Here is a 20,032-nt window from a genome sequence, read left to right on the forward strand (position 1 = left end):
TGACCCTGTGGGAGCGGGCTTGCCCGCGAAGAGGGCTACACAGCACTCAATGGTTGACGGTATGCGCCAGCATTACTGACAACTGGCACAGCGGTCGCCCGCTCTCTGCGTGCCATTGATTGAACGCTTGCTGCACCAGGGCCAGGTCGCGCTGGCTGGTCGGCTGCTTGTCGATCACCTTCTGCGCAATCAACGCCGCTGCCATGTCTTCAGTGGGGATGAAGGTGTCCTTGCCGACCATGCGCAGGAAGCGCGGTGCCGACAACCCGCCCAGCTGGTTGCCGTGCTTGGCCAGGTACTTCCACAGCCCGACGATGTCAGTCTCCGGCCAGTCGGCAATGAACGCTCCGAAGCTGCCCTTCTCCTTCGCCACGTCGAGGATCATCTGCGCATTGCGCGGCACGCTCTTGAGCTTGCCCAGATGGCGGATGATGCGCTCGTCGTGCATCAGCCGCTCCAGGTGCTCGGCGCCCATCAGCACCACCTTTTCCGGGTCGAAGCCGAAGAACACCTGCTCGAACGCAGGCCACTTGGCATCCACCAGGCTGTGCTTGAGCCCGGCGCGGAACACGCGCAGGGCCAGGGTCGACAGGTAGCGGTCGTCAGCGATGTCGCGCAGCTGCGCCGGTGTGCGCGGCTGCGGCAGGAAGGCCTCCAGCGCCTCGGCCGAGCCGAAGCGGTTCAGGCAGTATTCATGCAGCCACTGATAATCGCGCATGGCCTCAGATGTTCACCACGTCGAGGAAACGCGGAGTGGCGTTCTCGTCGATCTTCAGGCTGGTGAAGTCGAACAGGTTGCGGTCGGCCAGCTGCGACGGTGCCACGTTCTGCATGGCGCGGAAGATGCTCTCGGTACGGCCCGGGTGCTTGCGCTCCCACTCCACCAGCATGTCCTTGACCACCTGGCGCTGCAGGTTCTCTTGCGAGCCGCAGAGGTTGCACGGGATGATCGGGAATTCCTTCATGTCCGAGTAGGCCTGGATGTCCTTCTCGCTGCAGTAGGCCAGCGGGCGGATCACCACGTTGCGGCCGTCGTCGGCGCGCAGTTTCGGCGGCATGCCCTTGAGCGCGCCGTTGAAGAACATGTTGAGGAAGAAGGTTTCGACGATGTCGTCGCGGTGGTGCCCCAGGGCCATCTTGGTCGCACCGATTTCATCGGCGAAGGTGTACAGGGTGCCACGGCGCAGGCGCGAGCACAGCGAGCAGGTGGTCTTGCCCTCGGGCACCAGCTCCTTGACCACCGAGTAGGTGTCCTTCTCGACGATGTGGTACTCGACGCCCAGCTCCTTGAGATAGGCCGGCAGCACATGTTCCGGGAAGCCCGGCTGCTTCTGGTCCATGTTCACCGCGACGATCTCGAACTTGATCGGTGCCACCTTCTGCAGGTGCAACAGAACGTCGAGCATGGTGTAGCTGTCCTTGCCGCCAGACAGGCAGACCATGACCTTGTCGCCATCTTCGATCATGTTGTAGTCGGTGATGGCTTCGCCAGCGAGACGACGCAGGCGTTTTTGCAGTTTGTTCTGGTTGACCGAGAGGGTGCCCATAGCGCTTGGATCCGCGAGGTGTGACAAAAGCCGGCTATTTTACGCACAAACCACGCGCACCTGTAGGGATTCCGATAAAGACTTCAAGGGAATCAACAACGGCCCTGACAGCGCAATTTGCTCTAAAAAGCACGGTTTGTGCAGGGATTGGCTTCCTATACTGCGACATAAGGCCACATTACCGTTCTGCTTCGGTGTCCTGGCCTCGGGCCGCTTGCGCTCCATGTGGGGGGCGATTGGCAACATTGAGAGGAGTGACCGGCATGATTCATCACGTTGTGGGGCTGTTTACCCATCCCGACCAGGAATGGCGGGAGATTCGTGGCGAAGAAGAAAGCATCAGCCACATGTACCTGACTCATACCCTCATCCTGGCGGCGATTCCCGCCATTTCGGCCTTTATCGGCACAACCCAGGTGGGCTGGGTGATCGGCGGCCGACCGGCGGTGATGCTGACCATGGACAGCGCGATCTGGATGAGCATCATGTCCTACGTGGCGATGCTCGCCGGGGTTGCGGTGATGGGTGCCTTCATCCACTGGATGGCCCGCACCTACGACGCCAACCCGTCCATGGCGCAATGCATCGCCTTTGCCACCTACACCGCCACCCCGCTGTTCCTTGGCGGCCTGGCGGCGCTCTATCCGCACCTGTGGCTGGGCATGCTGGTGGGGACCGCTGCCATTTGCTACACCGTGTACCTGCTGTATGTCGGCTTGCCGACGTTCATGAACATACCGTCAGATGAAGGCTTCCTGTTCTCCAGTTCGGTGCTGGCAGTGGGCCTCGTGGTGCTGGTGGCGATCATGGCAGCAACCGTGATCATCTGGGGTTTGGGCGTGGGGCCCGTGTACACCAACTAGATCAGATCCAGCCAACATAGGGCATCAAGCCGAGGGCCGCCGCAAGGCGGCCTTTGTCTGTGTGCTGACCAGTGGCTCGGCAACCGCGACAGGCATCCGGCATAATGCCCGGTCAGGAGAACCACCCCGCCATGCCCGAGCTGCTCAAACAACGCGTCGAAACCTGTTACCAGCAAGCCGAAGCCTTCTTCAAACGCCCCTTCCCGCGCCCGGAAGTCAGCTTCAAGCTGCGCGGCCAGAAGGCCGGTGTCGCCCACCTGCACGAAAACCTGCTGCGCTTCAACTTGCAACTGTATCGCGAGAACCAGGACGACTTCCTGCGCCAGACCGTGGCCCATGAAGTGGCGCACCTGGTGGCCCACCAGCTGTTTGGTGACCGCATTCAGGCCCATGGTGAGGAGTGGCAGCTGATCATGCGCGGGGTGTATGAGCTGCCGCCAAATCGCTGCCACAACTATGCAGTACAGCGGCGGGTGGTGACCCGTTACATCTACCGCTGCCCATGCCCGGAGGGTGATTTCCCGTTTACCGCGCAGCGGCACAAGCTGGTGCGCCAGGGGCGGCGCTATCTGTGCCGGCGCTGCCGGGGGATATTGGTATACAGCGGCGAAACCCGCGTCGAATAGCCAGGCACAAGAAAGGCGACCCAAGGGTCGCCTTCTTTTTTACCGCATCGAGATCAACGTACCGGGGTTTCTGCAACGCCCAGGTCATCGGTCGGTACCGACAACTCCAGCGGCGCGCCACCGGAAGCCAGCTCGGAGGCCAGCTTGTCGTCATCCATCTCTTTCACCCACTTGGCCACGACCACGGTGGCCACGGCGTTGCCGACCAGGTTGGTCAAGGCGCGAGCTTCGGACATGAAGCGGTCGATGCCGAGGATCAGCGCCAGGCCGGCAACCGGCAGGTGGCCGACGGCCGACAGGGTGGCAGCCAGCACGATGAAGCCCGAACCGGTCACGCCGGCAGCACCTTTGGACGCGACCAGCAGCACCAGCAGCAGGGTGATCTGGTGGGTGATGTCCATGTGGGTGTCGGTGGCCTGGGCGATGAACACCGCAGCCATGGTCAGGTAGATCGAGGTACCGTCAAGGTTGAACGAGTAGCCGGTCGGGATCACCAGGCCGACGACCGACTTCTTGGCACCCAGGCGCTCCATCTTGGCCAGCATGCGTGGCAGGGCCGATTCCGAGGAGGAAGTGCCCAGCACGATCATCAGCTCTTCACGGATGTAGCGGATCAGCTTGAGGACACTGAAGCCGTGGGCGCGGCAGATACCGCCCAGCACCACCAGCACGAACAGCAGGCAGGTGATGTAGAAGCAGGCCATCAGGTAGCCCAGCTGCACCAGCGAACCCACGCCGTACTGGCCGATGGTGAAGGCCATGGCGCCGAAGGCACCGACCGGAGCCAGCTTCATGATCATGTTGATGATGTTGAACATGACGTGGGCGAAGCGATCGATCAGGTCCAGCACCGGCTTGCCGTAGCTGCCCAGGCGGTGCAGGGCGAAGCCGAAGATCACCGAGAACATCAGCACTTGCAGGATATCGCCGTTGGCGAAGGCACCCACCACGGTGTTGGGGATGATGTTGAGCAGGAAGCCGACGGTGGTCTGCTGCGCGCCGGCGGCGGCGTAGGCGGCCACGCTGCTGGCGTTCAGGGTGCTGACGTCGATGTGCATGCCTGCGCCCGGCTGGACCACGTTGACGACAACGAGGCCGATGATCAGGGCGATGGTGGAGACGATTTCAAAGTACAGCAGCGCGTAGCCGCCAGTCTTGCCGACCGACTTCATGCTCTGCATGCCGGCGATGCCGCTGACCACGGTACAGAAGATGATGGGCGCGATGACCATCTTGATCAGTTTGACGAAACCATCACCCAAGGGCTTAAGGGCGACGCCGGTTTCGGGGTAGAAGTGGCCGAGCAGGATGCCGATGGTGATGGCGACCAACACCTGGACATACAGGGATTTGTACAGCGGCTGACGTGTCGTCATGGCTCATTTTTCCTCAAGTGTGCCGGCTTCACCCTTCCCAGGGTGTGCAAGCACCTGAATCGCTAACCCTCCTGCACCTGGAGGGATTTGTCGTTGTGTTCGAGCTGCCTGGGCAGGCCTCTGCCAGTGAGATAGCAAGGGCGATGCCAAAATGCCCATCTTGGGTGCAGCACTAATGATTACGGGCTGTAAATGCCCATCGACGGGGCGAATTTTCTGAGGAAAGGTGGCGGATTTCCGCCCGGTGGCGGGAAATGTACAGGGGATATGGCGGGAATCCGCCCGAGCAGGTACTGCCTGTGCCGGCCCCTTCGCGGCTAAAGCCGCGAAATGGCCGGCACAGCAAACCATCAATCGAGGTGCAAGGTGATGCAGAAGGCGGCCCCGCCCAGTGCGGATTCATCCAGGGTCAGCTCGGCGTCATAGCTGTCGACGATGTCCTTGACCACCGCCAGGCCAATGCCCTGCCCCGGGTGCTGGCGGTCCAGCCGTTCGCCACGTTCGAGTATCCGTTCCCGTTGGTCGACCGGAACGCCGGGGCCATCGTCCTCGATGCACAGCGTCAGCGTGCCAGGCGCCTCCTGCAGGCTCACCCGCACGTGCCCCAGACTCAGCCGATAAGCGTTTTCCAGCAGATTGCCCAGCAGTTCCAGCAGCGCGCCCTGCTCCATGGGCACATGCGACTGTGCAGGCACATCCAGCTGAACCTCGACCCGCTTGTCTCGATAGACCTTGGCCAGGGTGCTGCACAAGCTCTCCAGCACCGGCAGCAGCAGCACGCTGTGGCGCACCAGCCCGCTCTTGCGCAGGCTGGCACGCTGCAACTGGTAATCGATCTGCTGGCTCATGCGCTCGATCTGGCTCTGCAGCACCCGAGCCTGCTCGCGCTCGCCGGCACGCTGCTGCATGCTCTCGCCCACGCCCTGCAACACTGCCAGCGGGGTCTTCAGGCTGTGCGCCAGATCGCCCAGCGAATCGCGGTAGCGGGTGCGTTGTTCGCGTTCGCTACTCAGCAAGCGGTTCAACGAGCGGGTCAGGCGCAGCAGTTCACGCGGGTGCTCGCCACTGAGGCCATCCCGTGCGCCAGACTCCACCTCATCCAGCTCAGTGCTCAACCGGCGCAGCGAACGCAGCCCCCAGGTCAGGCCGGCCCAGAGCAGCGCCAGCAAGGCCAGCAAGGCCGCGCCAAAGCCCAGGTAGAGCTTTTCGCGCAGGCCATCGAGCGTGGCCTTGTACTCACTCACCGGCTGCAGCGCCACGATGCTGTAGGCCGCGCTCTGGCCGCCGAGCAGCTTGATCTCGACGTCATAGACGAAAAACTCTTCGCCATCGTCCTGATGGATACGGGCGAACTCGTTGCCACGCCCGTCGTAGCGCGGGCGGTAATTGATGTGCCGGTCGGCGGTGGCGCGCGAGTGCCAGACCAGGTTGCCGTCACGGTCGAAGATGTAGCCCAGCAGGCCGGTGTAGGGCAGGTTGTAGCGCTCGTCCGGCAGCAATTCGGGCATCTGCAGCTGGCCGTGCTCGATGCGCGCAGCGGATATCAGCGTGGTCACATCCGAGGCCAGGCGCTGCTCGATCGATTCTTTCAGGGCCAGGCTGAAAGCCTTTTGCAAGGCCGGCAACAACCCAAGCATGAACAGCAGCGCCAGCACTGCCGCCGCGAGCATAAGCCGCACCCGCAGCGAGCGGATCATCGGCAGCGCTCGGTGAACAGGTAGCCGAGGCCGCGCACCGTGTCGATCGGCTTGAAACCGCTCTCGCCCTCGAGCTTGCGGCGCAGGCGGCCGACCAGCACCTCGATGACGTTGGGGTCGCGCTCCTCGTCGCCGGGATAGAGCTGCTCCATCAGGCGGTCCTTGGCCACCACTTGCTGGTGATGACGCATGAGGTACTCGAGGATGCGGTACTCGTAGGCCGTCAGTGCCAGTGGCTGCTCATCCAGGGTTGCCTGTTTGCGATTGAGGTCCAGCACCAGGGGGCCGGCGGCGATGGTCGACTGGGTGAAACCGCTGGAGCGACGCAGCAAGGCGTTCAGGCGCGCTTCGAGTTCCTCGAACTGGAACGGCTTGACCAGATAGTCGTCGGCTCCGGCAGCCAGGCCTTCGACCTTGTCCTGCCAGTTGCCACGGGCGGTGAGAATGAGGATGGGAAAGGTCTTGCCCTGGCTGCGCAGGCGGCCGATCAGCTCGAGACCGCTGATGCCAGGCAGGCCCAAGTCGACGATGGCCAGGTCGAAATGGAAGTGTTCGACCTGGTACAGCGCTTCTTCGGCATTGGCCACGGCTTCGACCACATGGCCGCTTTCGCCCAGGCGTGTGTGGAGGTGGTGCCGCAGCAGGGCTTCGTCCTCGACCACCAGCAATTTCATGTAGCACTCCTATTCATGTATTGCCTGTGCTGGCCTCTTCGCGGGACAAGCCCGCGAGAGGGCCGGCACAGGATAACCCGGCTCGCCGGTCAGAACTTGTAGCTGGCCGCCAGGTAGGTCTGTGCACTGCTGGTCAGGCGCAGGGTACCTTCCTTCGGCCCGCCACTGGCACCCACCTCCGTTGCAGCATTGGTACGCAGGTAACGGTAGCCCAGCTCGACCGAAGCCTGGTCGGTGATGTCCTGGATAACGCCGGCCTGCAAGCCGTAGGCATAGCCATAGTCGGTATCACGACTAGCCCCTGGCGAATCCTGGGTCAGCTTGGTCATGCCCAGGCTGCCACCGCCAAACAGCTTGGTGGTATCCCCCACTGGCAACAGCAGGTCGTAGCTGCCGAGCAGGTTTTCCTGGCGCAGCTTGTAACCGCTGTGGTCGCCGGAAACGTTGTCGTAGGTCATGTAGTAGCGGGCCTGATCATTGATCTTGCCCAGGCGCACGCCCCAGGTATCGTCCTTGCCGATGATGCCGTCGGCGTTCAGGTGGTCAGTATTGCTCTGCAGCAGGCCGGACTTGCGGACCTTGTCGCTGGTCTGCCCGTACGTGAAGCTGGCGAAAGTATCTTCGGCCGCCTGGGCAGAGGTCATGCCAGCGGCGCAAACGGCCATGGCAGCGAGCAGGGTATTGAAGGTTTTCATGGCTTCTTACTCCAGTTGAATGCGCTGTTGCGGTCTGGAAGCTAGAGTAAGCAGGGTGCCCTGAACCGCGGCTGAACCCTGACTGAACCGCGGCTGAACGATCTGTTTGCAAAACAAGGAGTAGTGAACATGCGTGCCCTGCTGGCCCTGATCCTGATGTGCAGCGCCGTCTTCGCCCAAGCGGCGGTGCAAACCCGCGAGATCCGTTACCAAGATGCCGACGGCACCGCGCTGATCGGCTATTACGCCTACGACGATGCCGTGAAGGGCGAACGCCCGGGTGTGCTGGTGGTGCACGAATGGTGGGGGCTGAACGACTATGCCAAACGCCGCGCCCGCGACCTCGCCGCGCTGGGCTACAGCGCACTGGCCATCGACATGTATGGCGAAGGCAAGCACACCGAGCACCCGCAGGACGCCCAGGCATTCATGGCCGAGGCGATGAAGGACCCTAAAGCGGCGGCCAGGCGCTTCGACGCCGGGCTCGACCTGCTGAAGAAACAACCCTATACCGACAAGCACAAGCTCGGCGCAGTGGGCTACTGCTTTGGCGGCAAGGTGGTACTGGATGCCGCGCGCCGGGGCGCGCGGCTGGATGGCGTGGTGAGCTTCCACGGCGCACTGGCCACCCAGACACCGGTCACCGAGCCTGGCGTGGTGCGGGCCTACGTGCTGGTCGAACACGGGGCGGACGACAGCATGGTCACCCCGCAGCAGGTGGACGCCTTCAAGAAAGAGATGGATGCGGCCAAGGTCAACTACCAGTTCGTCAGCATTCCGGGCGCCAAGCATGGGTTCACCAACCCGGATGCAGACCGCCTGAGCCACGGTGAGCATGGCGGGCCTGACATTGGCTACAACGAAGCGGCGGACAAGAGCTCCTGGGCAGACATGCAGGCGTTCTTCAAAAAGGTGTTCGAGTAGAGATCGCCGGGGCCGCTGTGCGGCCCCATCTCCCACATGAGACTCACGGCTGGCACAATACCGGTCATGAACACACTCCCCGCCTGCTGCGCCCCGCTCCAGCATCACTGGCCCCTGCCCCGCCCGCTGCACGGCGCGGTGCTGGTCAGCTGCGCCTTCGATCCCGCCCACCTGGCCGCTGATGACTTCCAGCGCGCCGGCATCGTGCCCAGCGCCAGCCTGCAACGTTCAGTGGCCAAGCGCCAGGCCGAGTACCTGGCCGGCCGTGTTTGCGCCCGTGCCGCGCTGCTGCGCCTGGATGGCCGCGACTACGTGCCAGGCACCCACGAGGACCGCTCGCCGATCTGGCCCGCGGGTATACACGGCTCGATCACCCATGGCAAAGGCTGGGCCGCCGCCGTCGTCGCTGCCGATGGCGCCTGCCGCAGCCTGGGCCTGGACCAGGAAGCGCTGCTGGATGATGAACGCGCCGAGCGGCTGATGGGCGAGATCCTGACGCCCACCGAGCTTGAACGCTTGGACCGCAGTCAGCTGGGCCTGACGGTCACCCTGACCTTCTCGCTCAAGGAGAGCCTGTTCAAGGCGCTCTACCCACTGACCCGGCAGCGCTTCTATTTCGAGCATGCCGAAGTGCTGGCGTGGTCCGCCGATGGACTGGCCCGTTTACGCCTGCTCACCGACCTGTCACCCGAATGGCGACACGGCACCGAAGTCGAAGGCCAGTTCTGCCTGCAAGACGGCCACCTGCTCAGCCTGATCAGCGTCTGAGCCCTACTGCGGCGCCTGCTCACGCGGCCAGTTGAGGCTGAAGCAGGCGCCGCCCAGCGCCTCGCTACGGCCCACCGTGGCGCGGCCAGCGTGCCAGTAGATGATCCGCCGCACGATCGACAGGCCCAGGCCATGCCCGCCGGAAGCGCGGGTGCGGCTGTCGTCGAGCCGGGTAAAGGGTGTGAAGATGCGATCCCAGACGCCCTCGGGAATACCCGGGCCATCGTCTTCCACATCGATGCGGCAACGCTGCTGACCCAGCTGATAGCTCAGGCGTACTTCACTGCCAGCATGGCGCAGGGCATTGCTCACCAGGTTCTGCAGCGCACGATGCAGATAACGCGGTTCGGCCTCGACCCAGCAGCCGTCGCTGGCCTGGCACGCCCCACGCCGCAAGCGGACCTTGCTGTTGAGCGGCGCCAACTCGTCGATCACTCGGTCGAGCAAGGCATCCAGCTCGACACGCTGGAACTTCAGCGCCGGGGCGCCCTGCTCCAGGCGTGCGTAGGTCAGCATCTCGTCGACCAGCTTGTCCAGGTCCTGGATATCGCCATCCATGCCGGCCAGGTGCTTGGCGCGGGCCTGCTCGGTGGTCGCGCTTTCGATCATCTCCAGGCCAAAGCGCAGGCGTGCCACCGGCGTGCGCAGTTCGTGGGACACCGCGCGCACCAGTTCGCGCTGCATGTTCAGCGAGCGCTGCAGGTGTTCGGCCATGCCATTGAATGCCGCGGCCAGACGCCCCACCGAATCGGCATCACCGGCCGGCACGCGGGTGTCCAGGCTGCCCTGGGCGATGCGCGTGGCGGCGATTTCCATGCCCGACACGCGCCGCTCCAGCTGGCGTACCAGCAGGTACACCACCAGGCCGATCAGGCACAGGCCAAGGAAAGCGATCAGGATCAGCAACTGCGGTGGATAGGGGTTGAGCTGATACAGCGGGCCGATCTCCAGCACCAGCGGCGAACCTGGCAGGCCGGCGAACACACGGATCGAATCACCATCGCGCCCCAGCGCCATCACCGTGTCCCCCTCCTCCACCCGGCGCCGCTGATCATCGTCCAGGCCGACCCGCTCGATGCGTTGCAGGGCGACGCCGAAGCCGAAGCCCTTGCTCTGGGTGATTTCTGCCAGGCGCTGCTGCTGCTCGGTCACCGGGTAGCGCACCAGCTCATCGGCCAACAGGTAAAGCGTGGCCCGCGCCAGCTGCTCGCTGACCTGCTTGACCTGGGCCACCAGCAACAAGTCCTCCCGGCCAACCTTGCGCAGCACCTGGGCGGCGTGCGGCCCGGTCTTCTCCACCACCACCAGGCCACGGTACAGGCGGGCGCGCTGGCCACCATCCAAAGTGCGCGCCGTCATCGGCTGCAGTTCGAGCGGCACGCCGAGCAAGCGCCCCCACATCAACAGCGAGCGCTTGCGCTCGGTTTCATTCTGCTGCGCCAGGTTGTCGGCCATCAGGCTGAACGTACCCTGGGCCAGGCGCTCGCGGTGCTGGGCCGCGCGCACTTCGTTGACCAGGTGCAGGCTGAGCACGCCGAGCAGCGCCACCAGCACCAGCACCGCAAGCATCCCGCCATAGATGCGCAGGAAGATCGAACGGTTCATGGGGCATCGCCGACGAACAGGTAACCCTTGCTGCGCAGTGTCTTGATCAGCCGCGGGTGGATCGGGTCGTCGCCGATCTTGGGGCGAATCCTGGAAATGCGCACGTCGATGGAGCGGTCCTGGCCGTCGTAGCCGACCCCGCGCAGGGCAGTGAAGATCTGTTCGCGCGACAGCACCCGCCCGGCGTTGCTGGCCAGCAGCCAGAGCAGATCGAATTCGGCACCGGTGAGGTCGATCTGCTGCGCGTCGAGCCAGGCCTCACGCAGGCGGTTGTCGATGCGCAGCGGGCCGAAGGCCAGGTCGTGGCGCTTGGTATCGGGGCCTTCGCTGCGCCGCAGCAGGGCCTGGATCCGCGCCAGCAGCAAGCGCGGGCGCACCGGCTTGCACACGTAGTCATCGGCCCCCAGGTCCAGACCCTGAACCTGATCGAGTTCGTCGCTACGGGCCGTCAGCATAAGAATGGGGCCCAGGTACTGGCCACGCACGCGGCGGCAGATGCTCAGGCCGTCTTCGCCGGGGAGCATCAGATCGAGGATCACCAGGTCCGGCTGGCTGTCGACGATGCGGCGCGCGGCGCGGGCGCCATCGCCCTCCACGGCGACCTCGTAGCCGTTGGCTTGCAAGTACTCGGCAGTGAGCTCAGCCAGGCGCTGGTCGTCTTCGACAATGAGGATGCGGTTGCTGGGTTGGTCCATGGCCCCTGCCTTTGAATTGTTGTTTTTCTGTCGGTACCGGCCTTTAACCAAAAGGCAACATCACCCCCGGATACTACGTGCCGCCCATCGGCACTGCCAACCTGCCCGACGGCAGCCTCGACTGAACCGTTTTTTGTGGTAGGGTTCGCGCCCGAAAATTTCTGCCTGGGGGCAGCGACCGAGAGAAAAATAGTGCACGCCACTTGGCACTAGGCCTACAGCGATTACCCACTATTCACTCACAAAGTACGCACAAGTTATCCACAGGCGGTTGCCTTGCAAAGACCCCTGTACCGCATTATCTTGTATCCCCAGCACAGCAAACCACTAGATGTTGGGTTTCAGTCACCAACGCCAAGCATGAGTCAGCAGAAAAATTCAAGCGATTTTTCTGGCAGAACTCGTCGTGGTTTCAACGATCCAACCGCTCCTAGCGGATACTGAACAGCCTGCTCTGGCTCACCCCAGGGCATTTGACTTCGGCCAGGGAGCGGCAAGGTTCTTGCCCCCATTTCCTGATCTGTCCCGAAGTCGGTACGCCCGAGCGGGTGGATGCGCGTGCATGACGCATCCTCGCCAAGGCCATCGAGCAAGTGGACGGAACGGTGGGCGCCCAAAAGGCGCCTGAACACTATAGAAACTGTGGAGACACCCACCCATGCAAACCGACACAACTCGCGAGAACCCGCTGGCTTTGGCGCCGCAGGCCGCCGATTCCAACCAGGATCTGGCCGCCACCGCTCCGGGCCAACTGCGCGTGATCAAGCGCAACGGCACTGTCGTCCCCTACACCGACGACAAGATCACCGTGGCCATCACCAAGGCGTTCCTCGCAGTTGAAGGCGGCACCGCCGCCGCCTCGTCGCGCATCCACGACACCGTCGCGCGCCTGACCGAGCAGGTCACTGCCACGTTCAAGCGTCGCATGCCATCGGGTGGCACCATCCACATCGAAGAAATCCAGGACCAGGTCGAACTGGCCCTGATGCGTGCCGGCGAGCAGAAAGTCGCCCGTGACTACGTGATCTACCGCGACCAGCGCGCCAAGGAGCGTGCCACCCGCGCCCACACCGACGCCGTGGTCGAGCCGCACCCAAGCATCCGCATCACCCTGGCCGACGGCAGCCTGGCGCCGCTGGACATGGCGCGCCTGAACACCATCATCAGCGAAGCCTGCGAAGGCCTGGCCGAAGTCGATGGCGACCTGATCCAGCGCGAAACCCTGAAGAACCTGTACGACGGCGTGGCCATCAAGGACGTCAACACCGCCCTGGTGATGACCGCCCGTACCCTGGTCGAGCGTGAGCCGAACTACTCGTTCGTCACCGCCCGCCTGCTGATGGACACCCTGCGTGCCGAAGGCCTGGGCTTCCTCAGCGTCGCCGACAGCGCCACCCACCACGAGATGGCCGACCTGTACGCCAAGGCCCTGCCGGCCTATGTCGCCAAAGGTATCGAGTTCGAGCTGCTGAACCCGGCACTGGCCGACTTCGACCTGGAAAAACTGGGCAAGGCAATCAACCACGAGCGCGACCAGCAGTTCACCTACCTGGGCCTGCAGACCCTGTACGACCGCTACTTCATCCACAAGGATGGCGTGCGCTTCGAGCTGCCGCAGGTGTTCTTCATGCGTGTGGCCATGGGCCTGGCGCTGGAAGAGAAAGACAAAGAAGCCCGTGCGATCGAGTTCTACAACCTGCTCTCGTCGTTCGACTACATGGCTTCGACCCCGACCCTGTTCAACGCCGGTACCCTGCGTCCACAGCTGTCGAGCTGCTACCTGACCACCGTGCCGGACGACCTGTCGGGCATCTACCACGCGATCCACGACAACGCCATGCTGTCGAAATTCGCCGGTGGCCTGGGCAACGACTGGACCCCTGTGCGTGCACTGGGCTCCTACATCAAGGGCACCAACGGCAAATCCCAGGGCGTCGTGCCGTTCCTGAAAGTGGTCAACGACACCGCCGTTGCCGTCAACCAGGGTGGCAAGCGCAAAGGCGCCGTATGTGCCTACCTGGAAACCTGGCACCTGGACATCGAAGAATTCATCGAGCTGCGCAAGAACACCGGTGATGACCGTCGTCGTACCCACGACATGAACACTGCCAACTGGATCCCTGACCTGTTCATGAAGCGCGTCTTCGATGACGGCAAGTGGACCCTGTTCTCGCCATCGGAAGTGCCTGATCTGCACGACCTGACCGGCAAGGCCTTCGAAGAGCGCTACGAGTACTACGAAGCCCTGACCGAGTACAACAAGATCAAGGTGTTCAAGACCATCCAGGCCAAAGACCTGTGGCGCAAGATGCTGTCGATGCTGTTCGAGACCGGCCACCCGTGGCTGACCTTCAAGGACCCGTGCAACCTGCGTTCGCCGCAGCAGCACGTGGGCGTGGTCCACAGCTCGAACCTGTGCACCGAGATCACCCTGAACACCAACAAGGACGAGATCGCGGTCTGCAACCTGGGCTCGATCAACCTGCCGAACCACATCGTCGACGGCAAGCTGGACACCGCCAAGCTGCAACGCACCGTGAACACCGCCGTGCGCATGCTCGACAACGTGATCGACATCAACTACTACTCGGTGCCGCAAGCGCGTAACTCGAACTTCAAGCACCGTCCGGTCGGCCTGGGCATCATGGGCTTCCAGGACGCGCTGTACCTGCAGCACATCCCGTACGGCTCCGACGCTGCCGTCGAGTTCGCCGACAAGTCGATGGAAGCGGTCAGCTACTACGCGATCCAGGCTTCCTGCGACCTGGCCGACGAGCGTGGCGCCTACGAGACCTTCCAGGGTTCGCTGTGGTCCAAGGGCATCCTGCCACTGGATTCGCAACAGATCCTGATCGAGGCCCGTGGCCAGAAGTACATCGACGTCAACCTGGAAGAGTCGCTGGACTGGGCGCCGGTCCGTGCCCGCGTACAGAAAGGCATTCGTAACTCGAACATCATGGCCATCGCGCCAACCGCGACCATCGCCAACATCACTGGCGTGTCGCAGTCGATCGAGCCGACCTACCAGAACCTGTACGTGAAATCGAACCTGTCGGGCGAATTCACCGTGATCAACCCGTACCTGGTCCGCGACCTGAAGGCCCGCGGTCTGTGGGACTCGGTCATGATCAACGACCTGAAGTACTACGACGGTTCGGTGCAGCAGATCGAGCGTATCCCGCAAGAACTGAAAGACCTGTACGCCACCGCGTTCGAAGTCGAAACCAAGTGGATCGTCGACGCCGCCTCCCGTCGCCAGAAGTGGATCGACCAGGCTCAGTCGCTGAACCTGTACATCGCCGGCGCCTCGGGCAAGAAGCTGGACGTGACCTACCGCATGGCCTGGTACCGTGGTCTGAAGACCACCTACTACCTCCGTGCCCTGGCCGCGACCAGCACCGAGAAGTCGACCATCAACACCGGCAAGCTCAACGCCGTTTCCAGCGGCGGCGACAGCGCCCCGGTCCAGGCAGCGGGCCCAGCGCCAGTGCCGAAGGCCTGCGCGATCGACGAGCCTGACTGCGAAGCCTGCCAGTAAGGCCTGATGCCGCGCGGGGTGCCCTATGGGTGCCCCTCGCGGCATTTTTGTATCCGCAGAATGGCCCACAGGATGCATTACTTGTGGGAGCGGCCTTGTGTCGCGAAAGGGCTGCGCAGCGGCCCCGGGATCTCTGCTCCAGTGCGAGATTGCCGGGGCCGCTGCGCGGCCCTTTCGCGACACAAGGCCGCTCCCACAAGGGTTTCAGCAACCCATCATCTTGTGATGTAAAAATAAAAACCCACAACATGTAGTGCCTAGAGCCGTTTGAGGCTAAACTCCCTCCCCGTAAAAGACGACACGAGATTCCTTGAACGGACGCGCACAGAACCGGTCGAAAATTTACCCTCGCCCGCAAGACATGCGCCCCGATCAAAAGCGAATTCCGGTATACTGCGCCCCCTCTGAAAAGGGCACCCATTCAAGTCCCTGGCCCCTCCCCGAGGCCTGGCCAGGCACGAACCAGATGTAACGAGAGTCAGCCTCTCGAGCTGTCCATTCGCCGTAACGGCCTTGCGTCAGGCATCACATTCTTAAAATCCAACCGGTTGCCCCAGGGCAACCCTCAAGCAGGAGCCAATCACCATGCTGAGCTGGGACGAATTCGACAAGGAAGACGGCGAAGTAGCCGCCAAAGGCAACACCCCTGCGCAGGCCACTGCCGCCGCCACCCTCGACAAGCTCGACAGCGCCGGCGGTGCCGCCGCCCTGGAAGCCCGTGCCGCCACCGCCGCCGACTCCGACGCGGTGAAGCGCGCCAAGGCCGCCCTCGACGCCCTCGACATCGCCGAAGGCCTGGCCGAGCTGGAAGGCTCCTCGGCCCGCGTCGCCGTTGACGAAAAGCGCATGATCAACTGCCGCGCCGACCTCAACCAGCTGGTACCGTTCAAGTACGACTGGGCCTGGCAGAAGTACCTCGACGGCTGCGCCAACCACTGGATGCCGCAAGAGGTCAACATGACCGCCGACATCGCCCTGTGGAAGAGCATGGACGGCCTGACCGAAGACGAGCGCCGCATCGTCATGCGCAACCTCGGCTTCTTCTCCACCGCCGACTCCCTGGTTGCCAACAACCTGGCCCTGGCCGTGTACCGCCTGATCACCAACCCGGAGTGCCGCCAGTACATCCTGCGCCAGGCCTTCGAAGAGGCGATCCACACCCACGCCTACCAGTACTGCATCGAGTCGCTGGGCATGGATGAAGGCGAGATCTTCAACATGTACCACGAGATCCCGTCGGTCGCGAAGAAAGCCGCCTGGGGCCTGAAGTACACCCGCGCCATCTCCGACCCGGAATTCAACACCGGTACCGTCGAAACCGACAAAGAGCTGCTGCGCAACCTGATCGCTTACTACTGCGTACTGGAAGGCATCTTCTTCTACTGCGGCTTCACCCAGATCCTGTCGATGGGCCGCCGCAACAAGATGACCGGCGTCGCCGAGCAGTTCCAGTACATCCTGCGTGACGAGTCGATGCACCTGAACTTCGGTATCGACGTGATCAACCAGATCAAGATCGAGAACCCGCACCTGTGGGACGCGGCGATGAAGGAAGAAGCCACCCAGATGATCCTGCAAGGGACCCAGCTGGAGATCGAATACGCCCGCGACACCATGCCACGCGGCGTGCTGGGCATGAACGCGGCGATGATGGAGGACTACCTCAAGTTCATCGCCAACCGTCGCCTGACCCAGATTGGCCTGAAGGAAGAGTATCCGGGGACTACCAACCCGTTCCCATGGATGAGCGAGATCATGGACTTGAAGAAGGAGAAGAACTTCTTCGAGACGCGCGTGATCGAGTATCAGACTGGCGGTGCGCTGAGCTGGGACTGATTGTCCGGGCTGAGCATCGAGAAGGCTGCCGAATGGCAGCCTTTTTTATTGCCTGCGATAGCAGAACAGGGCGATTCATTGAGCCATGCTCAAAAACCAAAGTGAAGAGACCTCGCCCACGCCGACAGGAGGGGTACGGCACACTCAGTTGCCATGTGCCGGGACTGGACTTGCCAGTCTAAGTGGTCGTGGGCGAGGCCGGGTTCAGTATAGGTTTGATTGCAGAACATACCAACCCTCTGCAAACGTCGCCAAAGCGAGTTCACCCGTCAAACGTCAACCTTGCACAGCCATTCCCGCCTCTGCTAATCAGCTGAGCAACGCAACGTTTTCATCAATACGGCGCTGAACCGTTTGCAGGGTGTCTTGAGTGATCAATCGCGGATAGCTCATCTGCGCTCGCTCTGTGAACTGGCGGGCGACTGCGCAAATACGGTCGATAAGCTCACTCGCCGCCACCTCCGGAATGTCCGCCTCTCGTGCCAGTGCAAGCATCCCCTGGCGTCCAATATCCAAAGCCTCCCCCATCACATCCATCTGGTGATAGCCCCCGGGGCCTTCGCAGAACGTCACGTCGTAGGCAGGTGCCAGTGTCCACGCGCCGGTACGTGACATGAGGTAAGCGAAGTTCTTCGGATGGTCATCGCGATTGTTGAATGCCACGTTGAACACGGCGCGCTCGAAGGCTCGGGCCTTCTCCCGCAAATCATTGGTACACATGTGGGTGGCACGCAGGAAATTGACATAATCCAGCGCGCCAGGCGATCTGAAATCCGCGCCGGTGAATGCGGCAAGGCTTTGCATCGGCACACGCAGGTCACCCTGACGGTCGAAGCGTCTGCTGGCAAATGCCGCCTGCCCGTTGGGCAAGCTGAAATGCTGGGTGTCCGGCGTTGCGATGCCACACAAGCGCAAGCATTCGGCGTACACCATTTCTATCGCGCAGACTTCCGGGTGCTCTTCCTTGGCAGGAAACTTGATTAGCCAGGCTTCCAGACCTGGCTTGGCGACAGTGGTGAAAGAGCCGCTCAGCGGGTCGCGATAAACCAAAGCCTTGGGCCGTGCACCTTGAGGAGAGCCACCCACCAGAAGCAGCCTCTGCAGAAATTCGCCCCCCTCCCCTTTGAGCACTTCCTGAACTTCGGCCGCCAGCATTTCAAGGGGGATGTGTTGCGGTGGTTCCAGCCCTTCAGTTGCGACCGGTTCGAACGACATGGCACCCATGGCGCTGTCACCGATGTACGCCAACCGCTCCAGCGGACCAATGCGCGCGGCATTGAGGCCGCGGCACTTGAACAAACGATCCATCAGCAACATGCCCCAGCCGTCCGGCAGCGCATCGTAGACGGGGCTTGGAAGAAAAGACTGATGAGCAGCGAAACCCTTGCGCAGGTTTTCGCCGCGCAAAGGCAGGGTATAGGACGACAGCTCAAACCCGCGCCGCCGAGCTTCATTGCTGTACTCGAAGACGATTTGCGGGCGACTCCCAGCCACAGCAGTGGACGCCAGCGTCCCCCACAGCCAGCGCTCTCCCCAGCCTTCGTAGTAGACACGCACCTGCTCAGGCATTGTCCTGTCTCCTCTTGATGCGTTGACGCTTCGCGCTCTCTTCATAACGGCGCACGTCTTCAAGGCTGTCCAGCTTGGGCTGAAACAGGTTCTCCAGCTCCTTGCCACGCCCGAGCACCATCGCAACCCGCACAAGGTTCTCGAAGCCGACATTACGCCCGGCCTCAAGACTTGAGACTGTACTGATGCCAATACCTGCTCGCCCCGCCACCTCAGCTTGCGTCAGCTGTTGGGACAACCGCTCGCTGCGCAGGCGCTCGCACAATCGTTTGACGATCTCTGAAGGTTTACTGAGGCTTAAATCCAGCATGGCAAACGTAACTCCCCAAGCGCGAAGCAGTTGAAGAATTATAGACTCACCAGCAAGAATCAGCGCACATAACTCCTTTAAAACATGTATTAACCTAAAAAAACGGATTTAAGAATTGAAAAACGGGAATTAATGACATTCGCTCATCTGACCTGTGCGTGGCGGCGCGCTACCGGGATGCAATACGGCAGTTGGCCATGGCACAAGGTTGCCAGGGGGAGGCAACGTACTCGAAGACTAAATGATGACAGGGGGCGCGCCGCGCCCCCCTTTCGCGGCGCAAGGCCGCTCCCAAAGTGGATAGTGCCAGGGCTTCAGGCGGTGACCCGGGCCGGCTCTGCTTCGAGCAGGTTGTGCAGGGTATTGAGGAACACGTCGAAGCTCATGATGCCGTTTGCGGCAGTGGACAGTACGGTCTTGCCGCTCTCATCCCTGATCACCACCAGTTCGGTCCAGGCGCTGAGGTCGATGCTGCGCAGGCTGGCCATGGACACCTTGCTGCCTTCGACCTCAAGAGCATCGCGGGTGACCAGGATGGGTTTGCAGGTGACGTTGAGGAAGTTGCCGCTGACGCGCTTGCTCCATACCTGGCCCGTGCCAATGTAATTGAACTGCACGGCACCGCCCTGCTCCAGCGTGGCCATGGCCTGCGGCAGCCGTTCGTTCAGGTGCAGGTCACGCACCAGCTCGATGAAACCGTACAAGTCCTTGAGATGGGCATTGACGCGGCGGAATGCTTCGCTGTCGTTGCGGCGATACGCCAGGTTGTTGATCAGGCCAGCGGCTGCCGTCTGCCCCGAGGCGAACAGGTACAGGTCGTTGATCTCGCTGAACGGCACGTAATCATGCTCGCTGCCGATGATCTGGCAGATGCCCTTTTCGTATACCTCATAGCGTGCAACACGCAGTTTCTTCTGCCACCAGGCCATGCCCAGCATGCACACGCCCAGAAACAGCAGCAAGCCGATGGTGAAATAGAACAGCTGCAGCGTACTGCTGAAGTTCACGACGGTACCGCGACGGTTATCGATAGTCACCGGGCCGCCGTCTGGCGAGACAATGGTGCTGAGATAGCCGACGAAAGCCGCCAGACCTACGCAGATGATGCCGAGGGTAATCAGGCTGATGATCAGTGCCTTGCCGTAGCCATAGCTGCCGAGCAGCTTGCCGGTGGACGTGGCTGGGGTAGGTTGCATGGTAGAGCCTCCTTGCTTGTGGAATGAAACGTCATGTCTCTGCTGGCCGTGAGACATGCCTTGTTGCAATTTGTTCAGCGGTGATCGCAATGCCGCCCAGTCGAATACCGCAA

17 protein-coding genes are annotated in these 20,032 nt (G+C 62.3%); 6 read left to right on the top strand and 11 right to left on the bottom strand.

Going from position 1 to position 20,032, the window contains the following annotated elements; genetic code table 11:
• Positions 1 to 46: 46 nt before the first annotated feature.
• Together N430_RS21270 and ttcA are read right to left on the bottom strand one after the other, a co-directional pair.
• Positions 47 to 718, bottom strand: coding sequence for a DNA-3-methyladenine glycosylase I (locus N430_RS21270; protein WP_110638819.1), 672 nt, complete (start codon positions 716 to 718; stop codon positions 47 to 49).
• 4 nt (positions 719 to 722) lie between these two features.
• The gene (gene ttcA / locus N430_RS21275) at positions 723 to 1,547 is read right to left on the bottom strand and encodes a tRNA 2-thiocytidine(32) synthetase TtcA (protein WP_027918067.1); all 825 of its coding nucleotides are present in this window, start codon (positions 1,545 to 1,547) and stop codon (positions 723 to 725) included.
• A gap of 263 nt (positions 1,548 to 1,810) precedes the next feature.
• Between ttcA and N430_RS21280 the strand changes: the two genes are divergently transcribed.
• Both N430_RS21280 and N430_RS21285 read left to right on the top strand, forming a co-directional pair.
• Positions 1,811 to 2,410: a Yip1 family protein gene (locus N430_RS21280; protein WP_054885573.1), complete on the top strand. Its 600-nt coding sequence runs from the start codon at positions 1,811 to 1,813 to the stop codon at positions 2,408 to 2,410.
• A gap of 131 nt (positions 2,411 to 2,541) precedes the next feature.
• Entirely contained in the window at positions 2,542 to 3,036 is a 495-nt protein-coding gene (locus N430_RS21285) for a SprT family zinc-dependent metalloprotease (RefSeq protein ID WP_110638820.1), read from the top strand.
• 53 nt (positions 3,037 to 3,089) lie between these two features.
• Here the strand turns inward: N430_RS21285 and N430_RS21290 are convergent, their stop codons facing one another.
• The 4 genes from N430_RS21290 to N430_RS21305 form a co-directional block, all read right to left on the bottom strand.
• Entirely contained in the window at positions 3,090 to 4,412 is a 1,323-nt protein-coding gene (locus N430_RS21290; protein WP_060509215.1) for a dicarboxylate/amino acid:cation symporter, read from the bottom strand.
• A 350-nt stretch (positions 4,413 to 4,762) separates the two neighbouring features.
• Positions 4,763 to 6,109, bottom strand: coding sequence for an ATP-binding protein (locus N430_RS21295; protein ID WP_110638821.1), 1,347 nt, complete (start codon positions 6,107 to 6,109; stop codon positions 4,763 to 4,765).
• Positions 6,106 to 6,783, bottom strand: coding sequence for a response regulator (locus N430_RS21300; protein ID WP_110638822.1), 678 nt, complete (start codon positions 6,781 to 6,783; stop codon positions 6,106 to 6,108). The genes N430_RS21295 and N430_RS21300 overlap by 4 nt, the downstream gene beginning before the upstream one ends.
• Positions 6,784 to 6,872: 89 nt before the next feature.
• A complete protein-coding gene (locus N430_RS21305; RefSeq protein WP_110638823.1) occupies positions 6,873 to 7,478 on the bottom strand; it encodes an outer membrane protein in 606 nt (201 codons plus the stop codon).
• A 129-nt stretch (positions 7,479 to 7,607) separates the two neighbouring features.
• Between N430_RS21305 and N430_RS21310 the strand changes: the two genes are divergently transcribed.
• Together N430_RS21310 and N430_RS21315 are read left to right on the top strand one after the other, a co-directional pair.
• Positions 7,608 to 8,402, top strand: coding sequence for a dienelactone hydrolase family protein (locus tag N430_RS21310; protein WP_110638824.1), 795 nt, complete (start codon positions 7,608 to 7,610; stop codon positions 8,400 to 8,402).
• Positions 8,403 to 8,468: 66 nt separating this feature from the next.
• The gene (locus tag N430_RS21315) at positions 8,469 to 9,170 is read left to right on the top strand and encodes a 4'-phosphopantetheinyl transferase (RefSeq protein WP_110638825.1); all 702 of its coding nucleotides are present in this window, start codon (positions 8,469 to 8,471) and stop codon (positions 9,168 to 9,170) included.
• Between the two features lie 3 nt (positions 9,171 to 9,173).
• Here N430_RS21315 and N430_RS21320 read toward each other — a convergent pair whose 3' ends face one another.
• Both N430_RS21320 and N430_RS21325 read right to left on the bottom strand, forming a co-directional pair.
• A complete protein-coding gene (locus N430_RS21320) occupies positions 9,174 to 10,775 on the bottom strand; it encodes an ATP-binding protein (protein WP_110638826.1) in 1,602 nt (533 codons plus the stop codon).
• Positions 10,772 to 11,470 (bottom strand): response regulator transcription factor, encoded by a 699-nt coding sequence (locus tag N430_RS21325; RefSeq protein WP_110638827.1) that lies wholly within the window; start codon positions 11,468 to 11,470, stop codon positions 10,772 to 10,774. The genes N430_RS21320 and N430_RS21325 overlap by 4 nt, the downstream gene beginning before the upstream one ends.
• Before the next feature lie 658 nt (positions 11,471 to 12,128).
• On the opposite strand from N430_RS21325, the gene N430_RS21335 reads away from it, so the two are divergent.
• Entirely contained in the window at positions 12,129 to 15,008 is a 2,880-nt protein-coding gene (locus N430_RS21335) for a ribonucleoside-diphosphate reductase subunit alpha (protein WP_110638828.1), read from the top strand.
• A 585-nt stretch (positions 15,009 to 15,593) separates the two neighbouring features.
• Positions 15,594 to 16,844, top strand: a complete 1,251-nt coding sequence (locus N430_RS21340; RefSeq protein ID WP_027918055.1) for a ribonucleotide-diphosphate reductase subunit beta — start codon at positions 15,594 to 15,596, stop codon at positions 16,842 to 16,844.
• 309 nt (positions 16,845 to 17,153) lie between these two features.
• Here the strand turns inward: N430_RS21340 and N430_RS21345 are convergent, their stop codons facing one another.
• From N430_RS21345 to N430_RS21355, 3 genes are all read right to left on the bottom strand, one after another.
• On the bottom strand, positions 17,154 to 18,413 hold the full coding sequence (locus tag N430_RS21345; RefSeq protein WP_110638829.1) for a type II toxin-antitoxin system HipA family toxin: 1,260 nt from the start codon (positions 18,411 to 18,413) through the stop codon (positions 17,154 to 17,156).
• Positions 18,406 to 18,723, bottom strand: a complete 318-nt coding sequence (locus N430_RS21350) for a helix-turn-helix domain-containing protein (protein ID WP_110638830.1) — start codon at positions 18,721 to 18,723, stop codon at positions 18,406 to 18,408. Before N430_RS21350 ends, N430_RS21345 begins: the two co-directional genes overlap by 8 nt.
• Positions 18,724 to 19,037: 314 nt before the next feature.
• Positions 19,038 to 19,919 carry a hypothetical protein gene (locus tag N430_RS21355; RefSeq protein ID WP_110638831.1) on the bottom strand — a complete coding sequence of 294 codons (882 nt, stop codon included), beginning with the start codon at positions 19,917 to 19,919 and terminating at the stop codon, positions 19,038 to 19,040.
• Positions 19,920 to 20,032: the final 113 nt, after the last annotated feature.

The organism is Pseudomonas sp. CC120222-01a, from assembly GCF_003097235.1.
GTDB lineage: Bacteria > Pseudomonadota > Gammaproteobacteria > Pseudomonadales > Pseudomonadaceae > Aquipseudomonas.